A 19,178-nucleotide genomic window follows, 5' to 3' on the forward strand; every position below is an offset into this window, starting at 1 on the left:
CCTACAGCACCGCCATGAGCGCCTTCGCCCAAAACTTGCCTAGTTTGGCGGAGCCTTCTTTATTAGGGTGAAGATAAAAAGTGCCTGCCGGGCCTTTTTCGGTCTTCATAGCGGTAAGATAATGTTTCTTAAAGTATCCATAGGCCTTGGTGTCTCCAAAAAACACCTGGCCCGGCCTGGCGGCTTTATAATGCTCAACCAGGCGTTTGAGCTGCGGCGTATAGCTTTGCAGCCGTTTACGGCCTTCTACCAGGTAGGTTGACGTATTGCGTGTACTGTCGCTATACCAGATCGGCTGGTGAAAAACCATTTTACAACCGGGATACCGGGTAAAAAGGCTGTCGGCAATCTCCATAAGGTTCTTTTGATAATTTTCCGCGGAAACGGGGGCGCCATTAGGCCCTTTTACCGCGCTGTCGTTGGTACCGATCATGATGCTGAACAGCAGCGTCGCCGATTTGTCACGGTAAAACGCATCGGCGGCGGTAATCACATTGGGATACATCTTCCCGGTAAGCGGCAAAAAATCGAGCGTGGTGCGCCCGCTTCTACCCTGGTTACTAAACTGGATGTTGCCGAACTTACCAGAATCTTTGAGGAAAGCCGCGGCCTGTGCCGGCGGACTGTTCACCGCATTGTTTTCTACCGCGTTGGCCTGGGTAATACTGTCGCCGATGAACACCAGGCTGTAATTCTCTTTCTTAGGCAGCGCGAAAGCAGACAGCGCTACCGCTATAGCCAGTAAAGCCGATCTCTTTAATCGTTTGAGCATGAGGAGTAACATTTAATTAGCCGGGGCAATTCACCAGAAAGGCGATGCACTGTTGGAAAGTGACAGCAGGGTGGGACCTAATAGGCTTCGCTATCCGGCGGAATCCCGTAGTCGGCGAACCGGAGTTCGCCCTTCCGTGGTTTACGCGCTACGAGATAAGTCTTAACGGAGCCTATAGCAGCCTCCATTTTTTCGGTGGTAAGGTGTTTGGCTGCCTGCTGGGCGATAAGGGTCACCACCGCTTTTGTAAGGAAGCCCGATCCCCGGAACACAAACACGTTAAGCAATACCGGAACAGCCACCCGGGCGATGGCCGATACCACGTCCGGCTCTTCCCTGGGTTTGAGTGGTACGGAAGGCTGTTTGAGCAACGAAAGGCCCGCATGGGCAAGCTGCATCTCCCGGGATTGGTGTTTCATGGTTTGCGCCTGTTGCTGCTGTTCTGTTTCCAACGCTGCGATGCCCTCGCGAAGCGCCAGCATCGTACTAAATGATTTCGCCATGAAGTGCTGCCGTTACGCTTTCTCTTCGAATGGCGGAAGATCGTCGGCTACGTCGGATGTGGCGGCTTTAGCTTTAAAGTTACCTGCCAGTTTGGTGGCCAGTGCGGTAAGCTGGTCCACTTCCGCGGCTGCTTTTTCTTTGATGGAATCGCCGAGGCTTTTCAGTGATTCGCTGAGCTTGTCACGGGTGTCAGTGCCTTTTTCGGGTGCGAACAGGATTCCCAGGGCTGCGCCTGTTGCGAGGCCGGCAAGGAGAGCGATAATTACTTTTGTGTCTTTCATAGTGAGTGGTTCAAGGAGGCTTAAGCCTTTTGAATACTACAGTTCAGGCAGGGAATGGTTTTGCAAAATGTGGATAACCCACTCCGTGTGGATAAAAACCTGTCGCCCATCAGGCTACCGCCGATGCCGGAAGTGCCAGCCCGCGCAGCTCCTGTGCGATTTGGTGGTCGTTAATCGCCTTTGCTTTAGGACATTGAAAGTGAATAAAGGCATCCGCCTCGTAAGCATATCGGTGCAGGGCATCCAGCAATTGATGGGCAATGCGGCGGTGTACCAAGCCAGGCTGAAAGGTAAGCCCTTCGACCGTGATCCTGCGCGGCCCGCTGATGCGGAAGCTAAGCGTACCTACCGTTTCGAGTGCGGTCTTGGCAAGGAACAAGCCACTATGGCCTGTTTCGATGAGCGATATAGCGTACATAACATGCTTTTTAAGAGGAGATGATCAAATGGTGTCATAACCATGGTAGGGCAAAGGGCGTACCAGCGATGGAAGTGGCCTCCGGCCATGGCTGCTGTCTTGAGAAACAAACGCTTTCGGACGCGAGTGGCTAACCGTATTTCCACAATTAAACATAAAGCCCTATCTTAACCGATGCAATTTTTCACTCTTTACCTGTACCAGGCCCCACTTGTCCTTCAAATCTTCCCCAAAGGCGAAAAGCCACATGGGTTGGTGTTTTGCCTGGTGGCTGTAGCGGCGTTATTACTGGTGCTGGCTGTTCATGAGCTCGGGCACCTGGTAGCAGGTTTATTACAGGGCTTCCGTTTCCAGCTGTTCGTGGTCGGTCCGCTGGGCGTTACCCGTTCCGGCGATAAGATCGTGGTGTATTTTAACCGCAACCTGGGCTACATGGGAGGCGTGGCTGCTACCACCCCGGTTACGGACGATCCGCAAAACCAACGTAAATTTGCCCTTACAGTGGCGGCCGGCCCGATTGCTTCCTTCCTGCTCGCCGCCACCGGGCTGCTTCTTTTCAATTTGCTGCCACCGGGAATAGGCCGTGGCTTCTGGTTGCTGGTTACCGCCTGTTCTGCCGGGATCTGCCTGGCTACCACCTTGCCCACTAAAACAGGTATGTTTTTTACAGACCGTGCACGCTTTTTCAGGCTGCTCGACCGGGGCGATACCGGCAAACGCGAAGCAGCCATGTTATCGCTCATGGCCATCTATACCCGCGACAATTCGTGCAGGCACATCGATCCCGAAAAAGCCCGGCTGCTGCAGGATGACCCGGAGCCCTCTATGCGCTTCTGGGGCCTCTATTACGAATATTACTTCTATAAAGAAAATCTCCGCGAAGACGCTGCCGCCGAGTCCAGGGCGCGTTTGCTCGATGCGAAAAGTGCCGTTCCAGCCACGTTATGGAAGGCGTTGAACATCGAATAATGCCGGCCCTACTTCACCGTGATCGTCTTCACCTCTTTAGTATGCGCACTAAAATATCCAAGCGCCTGGTTATTGATGTTCGACGGCGGGTTACCCGGCGTTACACCTCCTCCAGGTCCGTTCTGTGCCTGCTGGCTTAGGGTAAACCAATAGTCAAATACATTTTTATCTACGCTCTGCATTTCAATTTCTACTACGTCGCCGTTCCTCAGCTTTACATCGCCATCTTCGCCGTTGTAAAAAAGCAGGCTGGTAATGTCGTTGCCGTCGGTAAAACGGTCGTTCTCCGCGAAAACCGCTTTCGCGAGTTTGTTATTAATCTTCATAACGTACCGGTAATAATTGGGCTTACCGGCCGGATCTTTAAAATGCACCTGCACCTGTTTGCTTTTTTCATCACCGAAGGTGAGGGTTTTAAGGCTGAGTGAATCGACCGGGATCACTTCGGGCATGGTAGAAACAGCCGTATACGTGGTGTTGTTGAACACCGCTTTTAAGGTATACGCGTGCCCGGGGTCGCCTTTCAGCGATGCGTAAGTATATATTCCCGGCTGCGTCTCTGTAAAGGTCCAGGCATGTCCCGCATCGTCGGTTACGGTTACGGTCGCTCCGGATACCGGCGGAAATTCATTTTTGTCGGTGTACGATACCGAGCGGCTTATTTTAACCGACTGCGGTCCTGCAACATTCGTGATGTTTCCCTGGATCACGACCTGGCCAGGCGAGGTATCTATTTTTACATCGATCACTTTTTCGCATGACGACAGGAACGGCACGACGGCAACAACGGCGAGGATATATTGGGTAAGAGTTTTCATGATGCTAGAATTTGAAGTTCCACGTTACTGATGGAATAATGCCGAACAGCGAGATCTGTACCGCCTCGGTGCGTGTCGGGTCATTTTCTTTATCGCGGAACTGGATGGCATAGGGATTTTTCCGGTTAAGCGCATTATACAGTCCAAAGCTCCAGCTCGACCGCAGCTTCTTCGTCTCCTTCGCTTTCAGCGTGGCGCTCACGTCCAGCCTCGAGGTGTAAGGCATGCGGTTGGCGTTCCGTTCGGTATAATAATAAGTGGTAAGGCCGTCGAGATCGTACTTGCCCGCAGGGAAGGTAACGGCGTTTCCGGTGTTGTAGATGTAGTTGGCGGAGAACGTCCAGCGCTTCCCGGTATTATACATGCCTACCAGCGAAACATCGTGGGTACGGTCCTGCCGTGATGGAAAGTATTGCCCCCTGTTGATATCGTCGAACTTTCGTTCAGTTTTAGATAGCGTGTAGCTGATCCAGCCGGTTAATTTCCCGGCCGTTTTCTTGGCGTAAAATTCCAGCCCATAGGCACGGCCCACGCCGTACAGCAGTTCAGATTCTACATCGCCATTGCCAATCAGCTCCGCGCCATCGCGGTAATCGATCTGGTTCTTCAGCCATTTGTAATACGTCTCCACAGAAAACTCGAAGGAATTGTCTTTCGCATTGCGGAAATAGCCTATCGCAGCCTGGTCGGCGATCCCCGGCTTTATATTATTACTGCTCATTACATACTGATCGGTTGGTGAGCTGGTACTGGCATTGGTGAGCACATGTATGTTCTGCGTGTTGCGATTATAAGAGGCCTTCAGCGAGCTTCGCTCATTTAGTATATAACTGGCCGAAAAACGGGGCTCAGGATACACATATGATTTAACCACGTCGCCGCTTTTATAGTTGTTAGCGGCGGTTTCGTTGCCTTGCTGGTCGAACGTTCGGATGGTTCCGGGGCCAAGCAGGGAGAACGCGCTTACCCTGACGCCGTACAGCAGGCTCAGCTTTTCGGAAAGCGCCCACTCGTCTGACGCATAACCGGCCACTTCCATTCCGTAGCGGCTTTCTATTTTCAGGGGGTTAAAGATCGAACCCTCGCTGGCGGTGATCTCCGACGGGGATATACGGTGATGCGTGGCCTGCAAGCCGAACCGTACGGTGTGGTGGTTGCTGTAAAACTGGAGGTCCTCCTTGATGTTATAATCCCGGATAAGAGAAGTGATACGTGCGTTATTATCTTCGTCGAGCAGCTCGATGGCATACCTGTATTTGTTAAATATGAACGAAGTATTGGAGAACAGGCGGCTGTTAAACACATGGTTCAACCGCACGGTAGCCGTAGTATTACCCCAGTCGTTGGCGAACAGGTCGCGGATCCCGATATTATCCTGGCCGAAATATCCTGAAGCGTACAAGGTGTTCTTATCATTAAAACGATAGTTCAGCTTTGCATTCAGGTCGTAAAAGTTCAGGGTGTTGCCGCTGATCGACGAATCGGGCGAAGCCTTCAGCAGCAGATCGATGTATGTTCGCCGCGCACTTACCATAAAGGAGCCCCGGTTTTTTACGATAGGGCCTTCCGCTTTAACGCGGGAAGCGATAAGCCCGATGCCGCCTTCCGCACCGAATTGCTGGTTGTTGCCATCCTGCATCTTTACGTCGAGGACAGAAGAAAGCCTCCCGCCATATTGCGCCGGCATACCGCCTTTATAAAGGCTTACATCTTTTATGGCATCGGCGTTAAAGGTGGAAAAGAATCCCAGCAGGTGCGATGAATTATATACCGTGGCCTCATCCAGGAGGATCAGGTTCTGGTCGGCCGCCCCACCCCGCACGAAAAACCCGGTAGTGCCTTCGCCGCCGGACTTTACCCCCGGCAACAGCTGGATAGTTTTGAGCACGTCCTTTTCGCCAAATAGCACGGGCAAGTTATCGAGCTCGGCCATATTAAGCTTGTCGATGCCCATTTGGGGGGTGCGCACGTTCTGGTCTTTGCGGTCGGCTGCGCTGATCCGTATTTCCTGGAGTGTAGTACCCGCAGGCGAGAGCGCGAGATCTGCTTTTTGCGAAGCGTTCAGCGTGATCTTTTTAGTATATAACTCGTACCCGGTATAAGTAACGGAAAGTACGTACTCCCCGGCTATCCCGGAAAGTGAATAAAAGCCATACGCATTGGTGGACATTGCCGAGGTTGCTGTTCCGGTAAGCTTTACCGTAGCCCCGATCAGCGTTTCGCCGGAGGCGGCATCGCGTACGGTACCGCTAACGGTAAATCGTTGTTGTGCAAGGACCGGTGACGCTAAAAGGCAGCAGATAAGAGAAAATAACGGGAAGAGGTGTTTAATCATGTCGGAACGGATAAATCTTCATACTGCTATAGACGACCGGCAAGGGGTAAGATGTTACGCAGGGCGAAAAAAAGTTTTATATGGTGAACACGATGCGCTTATGGAGTAAGCGCATTATTTTCTAACAGTTATAAGTTCTAAAAACGTTCAATTAATCCAATATTCCGAAAACTGCACTATTTTGCAACAAAAAGATTGCCTGCAATCGAATATTAAACTACATTTAGACCAACTAACCTAACCCTTATCATTTATGAAACCCTTATTTTTGATTCTATTTTTCGTGGCTTTTTTCGCCAGCGGATGTACACCGCCCGCCCAGGGCTCTGACCTTTACAAAACGCTGGCATTCGTGATTATTGCCCTGATCATCATCCTCTTCTTTGCACTGGCAATCTACAGCAACATTCTGCGGGATGAGGTAAATGACTGCCACTCCTTCGACAAAAAAGTACACCAGAGAGGAAAACGCGGACGTGTGCTGGCCGATCCCAGGTACCCGTTCAGTTTGTCTAAAGTACAGCTGGCAGTGTGGACGGTAATCATTTCCTGTTCCTTTATTTACCTGGCGCTTTGCAAAGGCGATTGTACAGATGCCCCGATCAATCAAACCGCATTGATCTTAATGGGTATTGGCGTTGGAGTAACGGCCAGTGCCGCCATTATTGACAAGAAAGAGATCGGCGACAACCGTGTGAGGCATCAGAACGCTCCTTCCGAGGGCTTTTTTGTCGACATCCTGTCCGATAATAACGGCATCAGCATCCATCGTTTTCAAAATGTAGTGTGGACAGTAATTGCGATGGTTATCTACATTAACAAAGTTTGTACGATCGAGGCAGGATGCCTGTTACCGGAGCTTAGCCAAACACTTTTGATCTTGACCGGGATCAGCAGCGCTACCTATGTGGCCCTCAAGGCTGGTGAGAACAGTCCGCCGGATGGAAGCACCCAAGCGGACGACGATACCGTTACTGCCGGCGTTACCGCGAGCCCTGCGGGAGGTCCCGTCGTAGTGGTTGCTCCCCTTACCGCCGTTACACCCGCCGAAACAGCCGGTACGCCGCCCACTGATCCACCCTATACGCCGCCAGCCGAGCCGGTCGGCGGACAGCCAGTATAATGCAGTCTTGCACCCTCACTCATTATTACTAACCAATAAACCTTATCCGTATGTTAACCCCTACTCCTTTGTCCACAGGTGGCGGAACGGGGGTAACCCTTACCAACAGGCATCCTGGCTTTAGCACGGCTACGGTCCCGCAGTACTCCATCTCCTGCTAAAAAATTCAATTCATTTTCACACCAAAAATTAATTACAATGGCACAATTCATCGAAGCATTCCAAATTACCATGGGCAACGAAGGCGGGTACGCAAACAATCCGGCAGATCCGGGTGGCGAAACTTATAAAGGGATCTCCAGAAACAACTGGCCGACCTGGCCGGGCTGGCCGGCAGTAGATGCCGCAGTTGCCAGTACAGGCGATGTGGCATCGGCTATAGACGCCGCGCTTGCCGGTAACGCATCCCTACAGGGCGAGGTGCAGGCATTTTATAAGGCCAACTTCTGGGACATCATGCAGCTCGACAGCCTCAACGACCAGCCAACCGCCAACCAGCTATTTGATATTGCCGTAAATATGGGCCCTGGCCTGGCGCCGCGCCTGCTGCAGCAAGCGATAGATAACCTGACGCCACCACCCAACCCGCTCATTACGGTCGATGGGGAGGTTGGTCCGCTCACGCTGGCTGCTGCCAACAGCGCTAATCCCGAATCGCTTTATAACAACCTCTGTTCGCTGCGCAACGAACGGTACCGGGCAATAATTGCCGCCAACCCATCTATGCAGCAATTTGCCAATTCCTGGTTCAGCAGGATTACACCTTATCCCGCCGCCTGACCCGCGAATTAAGCTTATTTAACCTTAACCTTATCACAATTTTTATGACCTGGATCGCTACCAGTACTGCGTGTAAAAACACCTTTATGACATTGGTACACCTCGGCCAGCTAGACATTACTTACCCGTTCCTGCAAGCGGGGAATCTGCAGATGTCGCAGCTCCAGTTTTACATTGCCGGCGCCACCCTAACCATTATCCGAACCAACGCCATCATGCTGGCCAGTTCGATCGACGATCAGTTCACGGCGCTTTGCGGGGCGACTTATGCCGGCGCCGCCACCCGGCAAACCGCCATAACCAGGATGCAGGCGATCCTGGTACGGGACGACAATATTGTATCAAACCTTTCAGACACTATCAATCAACTGTATGTATTCCCCGCTTAACTTCACTTCCGTCAGGAATATGGCAGCAATAGTGCTGGCTATCGCCGGTTCATTTACCGCAGCAGCGCAAGTACCTGCTGTCCAACTTCCCTCGCCGATGTCGGTAAACGAGCTTCAAAAACTTGCCGATACTCTACTCAGCGATCCGGCCACGTACAACGATGCCTACGCAAAGTTCCTTTCCGGGGTAGCCACCACTTCGCCGCAGCTGTACAAAACGCTCCGCGACCTGAATGTGAACTTCAAAACGTTCGAAGCTACCGGTCAGCCGGCAGCGCTCGGCCTGGATTACAGTTACCAGAACAGCTGGACAAAAACACGGGTTACCGGCAACAATGCGGGATTCCAGAGCTATACCCTCAATTTCGAGGGCAACATTGCCTATCGCAAGGCCAATAACCCCGCCAATCTCCTGCAATCAACGTTCACTTACACCAGCTCCTTTCTGCATGGCGGCAAAACGCAAGTGCTTACGCCGGCAGAACGGGCCCGGTATACGCAAATCAGTGATTCTGCATTCAACGCGAACGTGGCCGGCAACATGGCGTTGGCAAAAACGCTGGATAAAAAAGCCATACAATTCATCCAGACCTCGAACCAGTATTACATCGGCATCAACGGAAATTTCAGCTACGAAACTAACCAGGACTTTTCGCGCCAGCAATTTGTGCCGGGGGTGCTCGTAAACCTTGGCGCCAGGCCCTGGAACCGCAACGAAGCCTTATTGTACTTTAACCTGCCCGATTATCCATTTGCCCTTATCCGGCTGCTCACCGGGACGAGCGATTCGTTTAAGCTTTCGCCCGCCTCCTTTCCCAGCGGGCTTATAGGCATCGATCACGTAATGCCCGGGCAAGACAGCGTGCGCCGGGCATTAACAGGAAACTTAAACGCTTACAACCGTTTCAGGTGCGAATTTGCTTTTAAAACACAGATGGCGCAGATCGGCACGGAAACCTTGTTCTTTAGCGCCGATTACCGGTACTACCGCGAGCTGAACGCGGTAAGCGCCATAAAAAAAGCCGATATGGCGAAGTACGGCTATTTCACCGCGGCGATAGCAGCCACCAACGGCTTTTTCATCAGCTATGCCTCGGGCAAGCTCCCGTTCGATCAGCGAAACAGCAATACGTACGGCCTGGGTATTCATTACAACCTCGGGAACTTTAAGAGGTAGGCTGAGCGGCCCGGCTACCCACCCTGGTTTAAGATTTTCCTGCTGTAAACACGGTACCCGCCAGGCGCCCTGGCCGCCGCACAGGTACTGCCGCTTAGCGTGATGTTCCCGCTTTCGAGCACATTGATCCAGGTTCCGGAAGCGCCAAAATCGATATTGAGCGCCTGATTAAGGAAGGATACAACAAGTTAACACGCAATTAATCCAGGTATTAAACTGCCGTGCGTCTTTTGTACCACCTTGTACCGCGGTATGAAACACACCTTACTCTCGCTCTCCCTGCTATTCTTGTGCGCTTTCGCTGCTGCGCAGGATAAAACACCTAAAGCCGGTTACCAGTTTGTAAAAGCCGGAAGCTGGGTACAGGTGAAGAACTTCTACCTGCTCACGCTGCTGGAGCAGGACAAAGCGGCTAACACCTTGCTCGCTGCCGACAGCACGCTCGTACAGCTTTCGCGGAAACGGCAAAACGCCGTCGCCTCGTCGGTGACGGCCTGCAAAGACATTGCGTGCTTCACCACCCCGTTAAAATTCAGCGACCAGGAGATCACGCAGCTGTCGGCCGCCCTTACCCGTCTTTATAAACCAGGAAATGCGCTCGGCGACCTGGTAAAAAATCACCTGCTCCCTTCCGGTATGTACCTGCAATATCACAGCCTAACCCTTCCGGAGATATTGGTAAAAGCATGGGAACAGGATGCCCGTGCGGTAAACTATACCGTCGGCGTGTACCTGGAAGGCAATAAGCCGAACTACCCGCTCATCGACTCTATCAGTTTTAATACACGGGCGCCAAGGTACGCGGCATCGCTCCACACGTTCTCGTCGGCGCTGATCGCAGGCACGCGTAACAGCCGCTTGTTTTTCCAACTACCCATGCAGGCAGCCCTGCTCAGTCTCGAGATCAACGAACGTAACCACGCGGGCGAATACGAACCGATGGCCGCAACGATAAACAAAACGCCGTTTGTACATATAAAAGAGGTTACCTGGGACAGGTACCCCTATTCCGCAATCATTGTTCCGGGCGCCGGGCCCGATGATCCGAACACGCCGCTCAGTGCGGCAGGTATGTTGCGTTGCAGGCTCGCCGCTGCAGCATTCAGGGCCGGTAAAGCGCCATTTCTCATCGTGTCTGGCGGCAGGGTACATCCTTATAAAACCAAATGGAACGAAGCCATTGAAATGCAGGACTACCTCGTAAAGGTGCTGGGCATCCCCGAAAACGCCGTGATCGCAGAGCCTCATGCCCGCCATACCACCACCAATATGCGTAACGGGATACGATTGATGTTCAGGTATGGAATGCCGTTCACCAAAACCGGGCTGATCATTACCGATAAATTCCAGAGCGATTTTATCATGACTATGGACGAACGCTGCCGGAAAGAGCTCGGGTACGTTCCCTATAAATTGGGCAGGCGTGTAAGTGACACCGGGATCGAGTTCCTGCCGCTCACCGAAGCGATGCGGGTAGATGCCGACGAGCCGATGGACCCTTAACTACAGTAACGTTTTATCACATGAAAAGATCCTTATTAGCCGGTTCGTTAATCCTCCTTCTGGCTGCTGCATTTAAGCCTGCTAACCCGACCCTTACGCTAAAAAGAGAAACGGCCGCCGACTCGATGGGCGCCTGCCAGGGTATTTCGTACCAGCATGGGCGGATCTTCCTGTACGGAGACCGTGAAGTTGGCATGATCCGCGAATTTAAACGGTCCGGCGACTCGCTGGTATACCTGAAAAAAGAATACCGCCTTACGCAGAACGGCGCCGACCTGATCGGCCACCCCACCGGCATCGCGGTACACCGCGACCTTCCCGTTTTTATCGGGAACTCGGTAAAGCTCAATCCCGAAGGCACCAGGTGGAAAACCGATATCTATTGCGTAAACTGGAACGGGCTGCTTAAGAGCGGCACCTTAGATGGTAACCTTTTAAACACCATCGACGACGATGCCTGTATACAGGGCACCCGCCCAGAATATGTGCGGTACCGCGGCAAATGGTACGTAGCCACGGCCGATTACGGCGACCACGGCAACGAAGTGCGCCTCTATGATCCCGGAAAACTGCGGACCTGCAGGAAAAGCAGTGAGCCGGGTGTGCTTTTCAAAAAATTCACCTGCTCGCCATGGGTGCAGAACCTGTATTGGGCCGATTCAAAAAACACCCTGGTCCTTATCCAGAACCAGGTTGAGGGACGCAAATGGAAGTTCACTTTCGTGGACATGGAAAAGTCGCTCGATTCAGGAAAGATGGTCGTTAAAGACACCCAACTTATTGACTCCCGCGAGGATGAGCTTGAAGGCTTCGCCCTGATCGGGAACCTTACCGAAGGGATCGCGGTAACCTCCGCCAGGAAAAAGAATGTGAACTTCATGCACCTCGGCTGGTAATGAACACAAAACTATCAACCTTAAAATTACCGCCTATGAAATGATACGCCTCCGATAAGAAATAACGGGTGAGAAAAGGAGCCGGCGACCGCGTCAACAGTCAGCCGGCGGTATTCATCGCCACGAATCAAAAAGCCGTCTATAGCTTCCATTTCCTAACAATCAATTTTTAAATGTATGAATAAAAAGATTACTCCAGATCTTTTACAGGGCCTTTTATCCAGGTTCTTCCTGGTTGCCCTGCTGATGAGTCTCTTCACCGCCGCACAGGCACACAATACACCGCTCCGCGCCGGGGTTAGCCCGGCAGAAACCATTACCGGCACTGTTACCGATGAGAACGGCGACCCGATGCCCGGTGTAAATATCGTAGAGAAAAACAACCCCCAGCACGGCACCACTACAGACGTGAACGGGAAATACAGCATCCAGGCAGAGCGCGGGACCGTGCTCGTTTTTACTTCCATCGGCTATGCCCGGCAGGAAGTTACCGTAAGCGGCGCCGCCACGCTTAATATCAGGCTGGTACTACAGGCTACGCAATTAACCGAAGTAGTGGCCATTGGTTACCAGACACTCCGCAAGAGCGATGTAACAGGCGCTATTTCGAGCGTAAAAGCGTCGGAATTAAACCTCTCCGCTCCTTCACTGGGCCAGGCACTCGCCGGGAAAGTTGCAGGTGTACAGATCTCGCAAACAAGCGGCGCACCTTACCAGGGCACCAAGATCCGGGTACGCGGTATCGGCTCCTTCAGCGCCAGCTCGGATCCGCTGTACGTAATAGACGGCTATCCTGCCGGCAACGACGTGTACATCAACCCCGAGGACATCGAATCGGTCGACATCCTGAAAGATGCCGCTTCTGCCGCCATTTACGGCTCGCGCGCTTCCGGCGGTGTAGTACTTATTACCACCAAACGGGGTAAGGATGGCAAAGGCAAGTTCGACTACGACGTACAGTTCGGCTCAAACCAACTGGCAAAGAAAGTAGACCTGCTGGGCTCCAACGACTTTGCACAGCTGGTGATCGACGGCAGGAACAATGCCTACCGCGACCTTTGGGAAAACAGCGGTAAAGTGTGGACCGATGCCATGCTCTCGGACGTAAACGCTACCCGTATCGCCAACGTGGGCAACGCCGGCAGCGTAAGTATACCCCCTTACCTGTACGACTTTCCTACGCAGAAGTTAATCCCGCAAACGGTAAATACAGATTGGCAGGACGAGCTATACCGCAACGCTTTTTACCAGAAACATACCCTATCTTTCGCGGGAGGCAACACCGGTATTAAATATTATGTGAGCGGCGCTTACCAGGACCAGGATGGCATCATCCTCGGCTCAGGGCAGAAACGTTACAACTTCCGCAGCAACGTGGATGGCGACGTGAACAAAAAACTGCACGTAGGCGCCAATATCTCCTATACCCAAAACGAAAACCAGGAAACCCAGGAAGGGCGTTTTGACCACGGACCGATCCTCGGCGCGCTTATTTATATGCCATTTTTCCCCGCGTATAACCCCGATGGCAGCCTGGCTACCAATACTGCCGCGGCACAATCGGCCGCCTTCGGTTTCCAGAGCATCGAAAACCCGGTTGCACTGGCTACCCGGACCAGGATCGGCCGCAAAGGCTACCGCAGTACACTTAACGCCAATGCCAGCTACAAGATCCTGCCTGAGCTGGTATTCAAGGCAAACCTCGGTACCCAGACCTACAACGAAAAGTACGACTACTACCTACCCACCAGCCTTAGCAACGGCGCCAACCCCCCGGGATCGGCACAGGCCATCGCGGCAGCCAATGCGGTAGCACAGGCAGGCACCCTGGTAGACCGCCTGGCGGAGTTTACCCTCAGCTATAAAAAAGACGCCGGTCGGCACCATTTTGACGCACTCGCAGGCTACACTGCCCAGAAAACCACCAACGACGTGCTCAGCGTAACAGCCAAAGGTTTCCAGAACGACAACATCCCGGAAGTAACCGGCAAAGGCGCCGACGCCGCTTTCTTTACGCTGAATGGCGGACCTACCGGGAAATCGGCTTTTACGCTGCTTTCTTACCTCGGGCGCTTAAACTATAGCTACGCCTCCAAATACTTCCTTACCGCTTCGTTTCGTTCCGACGGATCATCACGCTTCGGCCCGCAAAACAAATACGGCTATTTCCCTTCGGTAGCCCTGGGCTGGAACCTATCCGACGAATCGTTTTATGACCGGTTACTCGGCAACGCCTCTACCCTTAAGCTTCGCGCCAGCTGGGGATTAAGCGGTAACTACAACATCGGTAACTACAGTTACCTGCAAACACTCGCCAGCCCTACCGGTGTGGTATTCGGCAACAGCAGTTCCGTTGCTTCGGCCACTTACGCAGGCGGTATCGCCGACGAAAAACTAAGCTGGGAAACTACCAGGCAGTATAACATCGGCGCAGACCTTGGTTTCTTTAACGGACGTCTTTCGGCCATCGCCAACTACTACCTCAGCTACTCTTACGACCTTTTGTACAACCAGCCGATCTCCGCCATTTCCGGAAGCACCGTGATCCTCACCAACCTGCGTAATTCAGAGATCCGCAACCGCGGATTCGACCTGCAGCTTGACGGTAAATTACTGAGCAAGAAAGATTTCAACCTGAGCCTGAGCGGTAACGTTTCTATCAACCGCAACAAGGTGACCAGGCTGCCGGGTAACAATACCATCATCATTAACGGCGCCGAGCGCTCTTATCTTACCAACATCACCACCCAGGGACAGCCGGTGGGTATGTTCTACGGATTTAAGGTAGGCGGGATGGTTACCGCCGGGAACATCGGTAAAGTAGCGCCTTCTTCGGCACAGACCAACCCGCTCCGCATCGGCGATCTTTACTTTGAAGATACTGACAAAAACGGCGTAGTGAACGATGCCGACAAAACCGTGATCGGATCGCCATATGCCAAATACACGTACGGCTTCGCATTAAGCTCGAGGTTTAAAATGGTCGACCTGAGCGCATCCTTTAACGGCTCGCAGGGCAACAAGATACTCGACGGGCAGGACTACTACCTGTATAACATGGAAGGTTCCGGCAACCAATACGCTGATGTAGTGAACCGCTACCGGAACGCAGGCTCGCCCGGCGACGGGTCGGTATACCGCGCCTCACGCGCTGGCACGCAAAGCAACAGCACCCGTCTTTCTACTTTTTACTTACAGGACGGCTCTTTCCTGAGGTGTACCAACATCACCCTCGGGTTTAACCTGCCAACTACCCTCGCCAGCAAATTACACGCAGGTAACGCCCGCCTGTTTGCCAGCGTGGTAAATGTCTTCACCGTAACCGACTACAAAGGTTATAACCCCGAGGTGGACTACAACTACAGCAGCGGTGCCTCCAACAGCACGCAGCCGCCGAACCTTACGCCAGGCATCGACTACGGCGTATACCCGCTGGTACGGTCGTATAACGTTGGACTAAGGGTTGGATTTTAACATCATTAAATGAATTAGAATGAACAGAAAACTCATCATAACGACTGCCTTTACCGGCCTTATGCTGGCGGGAACCTCCTGCAAAGAAGATTTTTTAACACTTACCAACCCAAATGCCATCGAGCTCGGCACCAGTTTCCGCTCGCCGGACGATGTATTGCTCGCCGTAAACGGCATTTACCAATCGTTGCGCAGCAGCAACAACATTGGCGAAAACAGCAGCTTATGGACCGACGAACGCTCTGACGATACCGGCAGAAACGACAACCAGTCGAACGCCGGAGAGCCTTTCCAGTTTAACGATTTCTCGTTGCTGCCCAGCAACACATACCTCAAAAGCCACTGGGTTTCGTTATACGGGACCATTTCAAGAGCCAACGTGGTGCTTTCAAATATCGATAATGTAACCTTCGCCGATGCGAACCTCAAGAAACAATACAGCGCCGAAGCCAAATTCCTGCGCGCGCTCATGTACTTTCACCTGGTACGCAAATGGGGAGATGTGCCGCTGGTGACCACCCAGCTTAAAACCGCCGATGATGTGGCCGCCAGCACTTTCAGGGTGAAGCAGGCAGAGGTTTATGCACAAATTATTAAGGACCTGTCTGAGGCGCTCGACAGTAACATCCCCGACCGCGCTACCGGGGCGACCATCGGCCGCACGTCGAAAGCGGCCATCAATACACTCCTGGGCCAGGTTTACTTAACCATGGCTACCACGGTAACAGGTGTTGACAAAACCGCTACGCTTAACCAGGCCAAAACCTGCCTCACGGCTGCTTACAACATGAAAACGTTCGCTACGCTGGCAGCCATCCCCTATGCGGACGTATTCGATGTAACCAAGAAAGCAACCTGCCCCGAGCTGATCTTCCAGATCGTAAACAAACAGGGCGATCCCACCTACAGCTCATCACTTGCCGCCAACAACCAGGCCAAAGGCGAAACCATCAATTCGTTGAAACCGGCTGCGGGCAGCGGCGGCAACGTTACGCCAGACCTTATTAAGGATTACGAAACAGGCGACCCGCGCATGACCTGGTCGGTAAAGTTTGCGAACGACGCGATCGTGAAAGACTACTTTATCACCAAATACCGGGACGCAAGCGCTGCTGCTTCAAACCTGGGTTATGGCGGTAATGACTGGATCCTGATGCGCTACGCCGACGTTATCCTGATGCTGGCAGAAGTGAACATGCAACTCGGCGACAACGCAACGGCCATCCAATACCTCGACATGGTACGCGCGCGCGCCGGCATGCCTGCGTACGCGGTGTCGGTACTCAATCCTGCTTATACCGCAAAATATCCTACCCTCAAGCTGGCCATCCTGCATGAACGCCGCGTTGAGCTCGCTTTTGAGCATAAGCGCTGGTTCGACCTGCTCCGGTTCTTTACCACCGAAGAGCTGGTAACGTACTTCAAAAGCAAAAGCCAGGCTGATTTCGGGATCGCTAAACTTTCCAACTTCAGCACAAAAGACCGGTATTACCCGATCCCTTTTGACGAGTACAAACTCGACCCGGTGAAAATGTACCAGAACCCGGGGTATTAGGCGTCAATATCCGCCCATCCCAAAAGCCGTCCCCGGTTTACCCCGGGGACGGCTTTTTTTGTTAGAAAATCTGAAAAAATCAGGCAATCCGGCCGGCCGTAAAGCAGTTTCATTACTCCGCTTCACCCAACCCGTTTCCCGGGCCGGTACCATATGCCGCATCAGGATCACTTAAGCGGGTGCTTTCATCAGATTCAGGCCCGGTATACTTGCTGATATCAATACCATCCGGATCGTCGGGCGCCTGGCCGCCATTAAGCCCGATAGCGGGGACCGGCGGCTTACCCCGGGGAGCATCTCCCTCCGATTCGGCGAGATCCTGGTAATCCATCAGGACCTCGTCCGGCGATCCTGGTCTTGTTTCGTTACCTGTAGCCGGGGGTGTGGCCTGCTGTGCGGCATTCCCTGCCAGTTCCTGTTCTGAAAGATGATCGTTGGCGTTCATAACTGTTGTTGAATGGTGCTCCAATACAATGCCGCTTGTGCGGGAAATGTTTGCGGGTACGGCGATACGTTATACCCAGGCGCCCGCCGCCGCACTTTTTACAACCTGCGCTATTACCCGCATATTCTTAACCGCGTCGTCAAGCGGGAAAGGTGCAGGCGTGCCGTCCAGTATCGCCCGCGAGAACTCGTCGGCCTGTATCGTGAATTGATTGATGTCCGAAAATACCCGCTCCTCCGTGCCCGATTGCCGGTGCAGCCACACTTTTACGGCCTTATCCGGCAGCGGGTTAAAAGGCACTTCGATCTCGATACGCCCGGTAGTGCCCATAATGTTTACGCGCTGGTAATACATCAGCTGCGTGGAGCAGGTAAAATGCGAGGAGCCAGTTCCGAAATCCAGTATGCCCGAGGTAACACGGTCGGTTCCCATCATGGGATCGTGTTCCTGCATGCCCAAAACACGGACCGGCTCGGCACCGAATATCAGCCTCGAAAGCGATACACAATAACAACCGATATCCATCAAACCGCCGCCGCCTGCCTCAACCTGGTTCCGGATATTGGCCGGATCTGCATTGTAATAAGAAAACACGGATTGGATCACTTTCAGGTCGCCGATAGCGCCTTCCGTCACCCATTGTTTCGCCTGCCTCCATTGCGGATGAAACCGGTACATAAACGCCTCCATTACTTTCAACCCCGGGTATTTTCCTGCTGCCAGGAGCAGTTCTTCCGCCTCTGCGGGAGAGAGACCGACCGGTTTCTCGCAAAGCACATGTTTTCCCGCTTCGAGACATTTAACGGCCCAGGGAACATGCAGGTGATTGGGCAACGAAATATAGACGGCATCGATATCAGCATCGTCCAGGAGCTCCCGGTAGGTACCGTATGCTTTCGCGATGCCGAGGTTCGCCGCTGTTGATTCCGCTCGTTCGCGCATGCGCGAAGCGATGGCGGTAACCTCTGCAAACGCAGATCGCTGCATGGCGGGAATCACTTTTTCGCGGGCGATCTTTGCGGTGCCAAGTACGCCCCAGCGAACATTAGGTGTTTGTGTCATCTCTTTTTGCTGTTAACTTGCAATGCCGGCAATTTATCATTTTATCTTTATCAAAACCCGCTATGCAGGACCTCCATGCCACTTTCGGTAACATCGACATCTACCTCTTCGACCAGCTGCTAAAAGGCACCTACAGCCAATGCAAAACCGTTCTCGATGCCGGCTGCGGCGCGGGCCGTAATCTCGTATATTTCCTCAGGAACAGTTACGAAGTTTATGGCATCGACCCCGATCCGGGCAGCGTAGCGAAGGTAACCGCACTCTCCCGAACACTCGCTCCGCAAAACCCGGCCGCTAATTTTGTTTCCGCCTCCGCGGAAGCGCTGCCTTTTGAAGACGCCGCTTTCGACCTGGTGATCAGCAGCGCGGTCCTTCATTTTGCCCGCAACCCGGCACATTTCGAAAGTATGGTGCATTCCATGTGGCGCGTACTCAAACCGGGTGGGTATTTCTTCGCACGACTGGCGTCGGATATCGGTATCGGGGATCGTGTACGTCCTCTTGGCGATGGCAGGTTCCTGCTTCCCGACGGTTCGCAGCGCTTCCTGGTGAACGAAGCCGTGCTGCTGGCTATCACCGAAGAACTGGGCGGTTACCTGCACGAACCGATTAAAACTACCAACGTGCAAAACTTACGGTGCATGACTACCTGGTGCCTGCAAAAAAAATAACCGGTC

General features: G+C 53.0%; 18 protein-coding genes. 10 read left to right on the forward strand and 8 right to left on the reverse strand.

Annotated elements, in window-relative coordinates:
- Position 1: 1 nt before the first annotated feature.
- The 4 genes from GS398_RS02130 to GS398_RS02145 all read right to left on the reverse strand — a co-directional run bounded on the left by GS398_RS02130 (position 2) and on the right by GS398_RS02145 (position 1,975).
- Entirely contained in the window at positions 2 to 772 is a 771-nt protein-coding gene (locus GS398_RS02130) for a GDSL-type esterase/lipase family protein (RefSeq protein WP_160905086.1), read from the reverse strand.
- A gap of 77 nt (positions 773 to 849) precedes the next feature.
- The gene (locus tag GS398_RS02135; RefSeq protein WP_160905087.1) at positions 850 to 1,275 is read right to left on the reverse strand and encodes a hypothetical protein; all 426 of its coding nucleotides are present in this window, start codon (positions 1,273 to 1,275) and stop codon (positions 850 to 852) included.
- Positions 1,276 to 1,287: 12 nt separating this feature from the next.
- Positions 1,288 to 1,557, reverse strand: a complete 270-nt coding sequence (locus GS398_RS02140) for a YtxH domain-containing protein (protein WP_160905088.1) — start codon at positions 1,555 to 1,557, stop codon at positions 1,288 to 1,290.
- Positions 1,558 to 1,666: 109 nt separating this feature from the next.
- The gene (locus tag GS398_RS02145) at positions 1,667 to 1,975 is read right to left on the reverse strand and encodes a hypothetical protein (protein WP_160905089.1); all 309 of its coding nucleotides are present in this window, start codon (positions 1,973 to 1,975) and stop codon (positions 1,667 to 1,669) included.
- A gap of 174 nt (positions 1,976 to 2,149) precedes the next feature.
- On the opposite strand from GS398_RS02145, the gene GS398_RS02150 reads away from it, so the two are divergent.
- Positions 2,150 to 2,944, forward strand: coding sequence for a site-2 protease family protein (locus GS398_RS02150; protein WP_160905090.1), 795 nt, complete (start codon positions 2,150 to 2,152; stop codon positions 2,942 to 2,944).
- A gap of 8 nt (positions 2,945 to 2,952) precedes the next feature.
- On the opposite strand, the gene GS398_RS02155 is transcribed toward GS398_RS02150, so the two are convergent.
- Both GS398_RS02155 and GS398_RS02160 read right to left on the reverse strand, forming a co-directional pair.
- On the reverse strand, positions 2,953 to 3,762 hold the full coding sequence (locus GS398_RS02155) for a DUF4249 domain-containing protein (protein ID WP_160905091.1): 810 nt from the start codon (positions 3,760 to 3,762) through the stop codon (positions 2,953 to 2,955).
- Positions 3,763 to 3,766: 4 nt separating this feature from the next.
- Positions 3,767 to 6,097, reverse strand: a complete 2,331-nt coding sequence (locus GS398_RS02160; RefSeq protein ID WP_160905092.1) for a TonB-dependent receptor — start codon at positions 6,095 to 6,097, stop codon at positions 3,767 to 3,769.
- Positions 6,098 to 6,350: 253 nt separating this feature from the next.
- Between GS398_RS02160 and GS398_RS02165 the strand changes: the two genes are divergently transcribed.
- The 8 genes from GS398_RS02165 (at position 6,351) to GS398_RS02200 (ending at position 16,994) form a co-directional block, all read left to right on the forward strand.
- Positions 6,351 to 7,220 (forward strand): hypothetical protein, encoded by an 870-nt coding sequence (locus tag GS398_RS02165; RefSeq protein ID WP_160905093.1) that lies wholly within the window; start codon positions 6,351 to 6,353, stop codon positions 7,218 to 7,220.
- A gap of 198 nt (positions 7,221 to 7,418) precedes the next feature.
- Entirely contained in the window at positions 7,419 to 8,000 is a 582-nt protein-coding gene (locus tag GS398_RS02170; RefSeq protein WP_160905094.1) for a glycoside hydrolase family 108 protein, read from the forward strand.
- A gap of 86 nt (positions 8,001 to 8,086) precedes the next feature.
- On the forward strand, positions 8,087 to 8,389 hold the full coding sequence (locus tag GS398_RS02175) for a hypothetical protein (RefSeq protein WP_160905095.1): 303 nt from the start codon (positions 8,087 to 8,089) through the stop codon (positions 8,387 to 8,389).
- Positions 8,373 to 9,566, forward strand: a complete 1,194-nt coding sequence (locus GS398_RS02180) for a hypothetical protein (protein WP_160905096.1) — start codon at positions 8,373 to 8,375, stop codon at positions 9,564 to 9,566. Before GS398_RS02175 ends, GS398_RS02180 begins: the two co-directional genes overlap by 17 nt.
- A gap of 252 nt (positions 9,567 to 9,818) precedes the next feature.
- Positions 9,819 to 11,069, forward strand: a complete 1,251-nt coding sequence (locus GS398_RS02185; protein ID WP_160905097.1) for a YdcF family protein — start codon at positions 9,819 to 9,821, stop codon at positions 11,067 to 11,069.
- Positions 11,070 to 11,089: 20 nt separating this feature from the next.
- The gene (locus GS398_RS02190; RefSeq protein WP_160905098.1) at positions 11,090 to 11,965 is read left to right on the forward strand and encodes a hypothetical protein; all 876 of its coding nucleotides are present in this window, start codon (positions 11,090 to 11,092) and stop codon (positions 11,963 to 11,965) included.
- 177 nt (positions 11,966 to 12,142) lie between these two features.
- On the forward strand, positions 12,143 to 15,439 hold the full coding sequence (locus GS398_RS02195; RefSeq protein WP_160905099.1) for a SusC/RagA family TonB-linked outer membrane protein: 3,297 nt from the start codon (positions 12,143 to 12,145) through the stop codon (positions 15,437 to 15,439).
- A gap of 19 nt (positions 15,440 to 15,458) precedes the next feature.
- Entirely contained in the window at positions 15,459 to 16,994 is a 1,536-nt protein-coding gene (locus tag GS398_RS02200; RefSeq protein WP_202405928.1) for a RagB/SusD family nutrient uptake outer membrane protein, read from the forward strand.
- Between the two features lie 112 nt (positions 16,995 to 17,106).
- Here the strand turns inward: GS398_RS02200 and GS398_RS02205 are convergent, their stop codons facing one another.
- Both GS398_RS02205 and GS398_RS02210 read right to left on the reverse strand, forming a co-directional pair.
- Positions 17,107 to 17,439: a hypothetical protein gene (locus GS398_RS02205; protein WP_160905100.1), complete on the reverse strand. Its 333-nt coding sequence runs from the start codon at positions 17,437 to 17,439 to the stop codon at positions 17,107 to 17,109.
- Positions 17,440 to 17,508: 69 nt separating this feature from the next.
- Positions 17,509 to 18,501 carry a Gfo/Idh/MocA family protein gene (locus tag GS398_RS02210; protein WP_160905101.1) on the reverse strand — a complete coding sequence of 331 codons (993 nt, stop codon included), beginning with the start codon at positions 18,499 to 18,501 and terminating at the stop codon, positions 17,509 to 17,511.
- Between the two features lie 62 nt (positions 18,502 to 18,563).
- Here GS398_RS02210 and GS398_RS02215 point away from each other — a divergent pair, with 62 nt between their 5' ends.
- Positions 18,564 to 19,172, forward strand: coding sequence for a class I SAM-dependent methyltransferase (locus GS398_RS02215; protein ID WP_160905102.1), 609 nt, complete (start codon positions 18,564 to 18,566; stop codon positions 19,170 to 19,172).
- Positions 19,173 to 19,178 lie beyond the last annotated feature (6 nt).

The sequence above is a fragment of the Hufsiella ginkgonis genome (assembly GCF_009834915.1).
In the GTDB taxonomy this organism is placed as follows: domain Bacteria; phylum Bacteroidota; class Bacteroidia; order Sphingobacteriales; family Sphingobacteriaceae; genus Hufsiella; species Hufsiella ginkgonis.

Excerpts from the sequence above, each read along its gene's own strand:
- GS398_RS02165 (WP_160905093.1), top strand. The coding sequence starts at position 6,351 with ATGAAACCCTTATTTTTGATTCTATTTTTCGTGGCTTTTTTCGCCAGC.
- GS398_RS02195 (WP_160905099.1), top strand. The coding sequence starts at position 12,143 with ATGAATAAAAAGATTACTCCAGATCTTTTACAGGGCCTTTTATCCAGG.
- GS398_RS02200 (WP_202405928.1), top strand. The coding sequence starts at position 15,459 with ATGAACAGAAAACTCATCATAACGACTGCCTTTACCGGCCTTATGCTG.
- GS398_RS02170 (WP_160905094.1), top strand. The coding sequence starts at position 7,419 with ATGGCACAATTCATCGAAGCATTCCAAATTACCATGGGCAACGAAGGC.
- GS398_RS02185 (WP_160905097.1), top strand. The coding sequence starts at position 9,819 with ATGAAACACACCTTACTCTCGCTCTCCCTGCTATTCTTGTGCGCTTTC.
- GS398_RS02135 (WP_160905087.1), bottom strand. The coding sequence starts at position 1,275 with ATGGCGAAATCATTTAGTACGATGCTGGCGCTTCGCGAGGGCATCGCA.
- GS398_RS02155 (WP_160905091.1), bottom strand. The coding sequence starts at position 3,762 with ATGAAAACTCTTACCCAATATATCCTCGCCGTTGTTGCCGTCGTGCCG.
- GS398_RS02215 (WP_160905102.1), top strand. The coding sequence starts at position 18,564 with ATGCAGGACCTCCATGCCACTTTCGGTAACATCGACATCTACCTCTTC.
- GS398_RS02180 (WP_160905096.1), top strand. The coding sequence starts at position 8,373 with ATGTATTCCCCGCTTAACTTCACTTCCGTCAGGAATATGGCAGCAATA.
- GS398_RS02190 (WP_160905098.1), top strand. The coding sequence starts at position 11,090 with ATGAAAAGATCCTTATTAGCCGGTTCGTTAATCCTCCTTCTGGCTGCT.
- GS398_RS02160 (WP_160905092.1), bottom strand. The coding sequence starts at position 6,097 with ATGATTAAACACCTCTTCCCGTTATTTTCTCTTATCTGCTGCCTTTTA.
- GS398_RS02175 (WP_160905095.1), top strand. The coding sequence starts at position 8,087 with ATGACATTGGTACACCTCGGCCAGCTAGACATTACTTACCCGTTCCTG.
- GS398_RS02210 (WP_160905101.1), bottom strand. The coding sequence starts at position 18,501 with ATGACACAAACACCTAATGTTCGCTGGGGCGTACTTGGCACCGCAAAG.
- GS398_RS02145 (WP_160905089.1), bottom strand. The coding sequence starts at position 1,975 with ATGTACGCTATATCGCTCATCGAAACAGGCCATAGTGGCTTGTTCCTT.
- GS398_RS02205 (WP_160905100.1), bottom strand. The coding sequence starts at position 17,439 with ATGAACGCCAACGATCATCTTTCAGAACAGGAACTGGCAGGGAATGCC.
- GS398_RS02140 (WP_160905088.1), bottom strand. The coding sequence starts at position 1,557 with ATGAAAGACACAAAAGTAATTATCGCTCTCCTTGCCGGCCTCGCAACA.
- GS398_RS02150 (WP_160905090.1), top strand. The coding sequence starts at position 2,150 with ATGCAATTTTTCACTCTTTACCTGTACCAGGCCCCACTTGTCCTTCAA.
- GS398_RS02130 (WP_160905086.1), bottom strand. The coding sequence starts at position 772 with ATGCTCAAACGATTAAAGAGATCGGCTTTACTGGCTATAGCGGTAGCG.